This window comes from Streptococcus suis (assembly GCF_002960625.1).
GTDB lineage: Bacteria > Bacillota > Bacilli > Lactobacillales > Streptococcaceae > Streptococcus > Streptococcus suis_T.
In genome coordinates, this window is the sequence record NZ_POJH01000026.1 from 1 (window position 1) to 1346 (window position 1346).

At 43.7% G+C, this 1346-nt stretch carries 1 protein-coding gene; it reads left to right on the plus strand.

The features are described from left to right. Window positions 1-1346, plus strand: a 1346-nt coding sequence (locus C1G49_RS04595; RefSeq protein ID WP_193433993.1) for a MucBP domain-containing protein, incomplete at both ends; no start/stop codon positions are given.

Here is a 1346-nt window from a genome sequence, read left to right on the forward strand (position 1 = left end):
ACACTTAGCGGAAACCAAATTCCAGCTATCACAGACTACACAGCAACTCGTACAACCCTTGAGGGTGTAGATGCGCCAATGTCTGAAACAGTTATTCCTAAGACAGTAGCTGCAACAGATGCGGACATCAACGAAGTTGTTTACTACACTCCAAATCCTAAGTACGGAGATGTTGTCGTTAACTATGTAAACACAGACGGCAAAGTCATCGCAACTCCTGTTGTAGACACAAATGATGCTCTTGTAGGTACTGACTACTCAACAAAAGACCAAGTTCCAGAGAAAATCGTTGAAGATGCTACTGGCGATGTTTACTACTATAAAGAAATCAAACCTGAAGATGCAGCCAAAGAAACTGGCACAGTCGTAGAAGGCACTACAGAAGTAACTTACGTCTACGAAAAAGCTGGTGACGTTGTTATCAAGTATGTTGACGTAAATGGTACTGAATTGAAAGCACCAGTTGCTGACACTACAGACGGCAAACCAGGTTCAGACTACAATACAGCTGAAGGTACTGAAAAACCAGCTACGATCACAACAGCAGACGGTAAAGTCTACGCTCTTGTTCCAGCAGGTGACTACCCAGTCGGTACAGTAGCAGCAGACAGCAACTTGGCATCAGGCGCAACTCCAACAGGTACTGTTGAAGCAGGCGTAACCAAAGAAGTCACTTATGTTTACCAAGAAGTGAAATCTGACGTTGTTGTTGAGTACTACGATACAGAAGGTAATGTCATTGCGAAGACTGTGACAGATACAAATGACGCATCAGTTGGTACAGTCTACAACACAGACGAAGATAACCGTCCAGAGACGATTACTGCTGAAGATGGCACTGTTTACTACTACAAAGAAGTGAAAGACACTTCTGCACCAACAACTGGTAAAGTAGCAGAAACAACAACAACTGTTCAGTATGTCTATGAAAAAGCAGGTTCTGTCAATGTCAACTATGTAGACGTAAACGGAAATGAAATCAAGGCAGATGTCTTGGATGTTGAAAACGGTAAACCAGGTTCTAACTACGATACAGTAGCGGACAACCGTCCAGATACCATCACTGCTACAGACGGTAAGACATACAAACTTGTTCCAGCAGGTGACTACCCAGTTGGTACAGTAGCAGCAGACAGCAACTTGGCATCAGGCGACGCTCCAACAGGTACTGTTGAGGCAGGCGTGACCAAAGAAGTAACCTATGTTTACCAAGAAGTAAAAGGTTCAGTTGTTGTTCACTATGTAACGACTGACGGAACTGTTCTCCAAGCACCTGTTACAGACACACCAGAAACTTCAACAGGTACTCCATATGACACAACAGATGTTAAGCCAGAAACTATCAC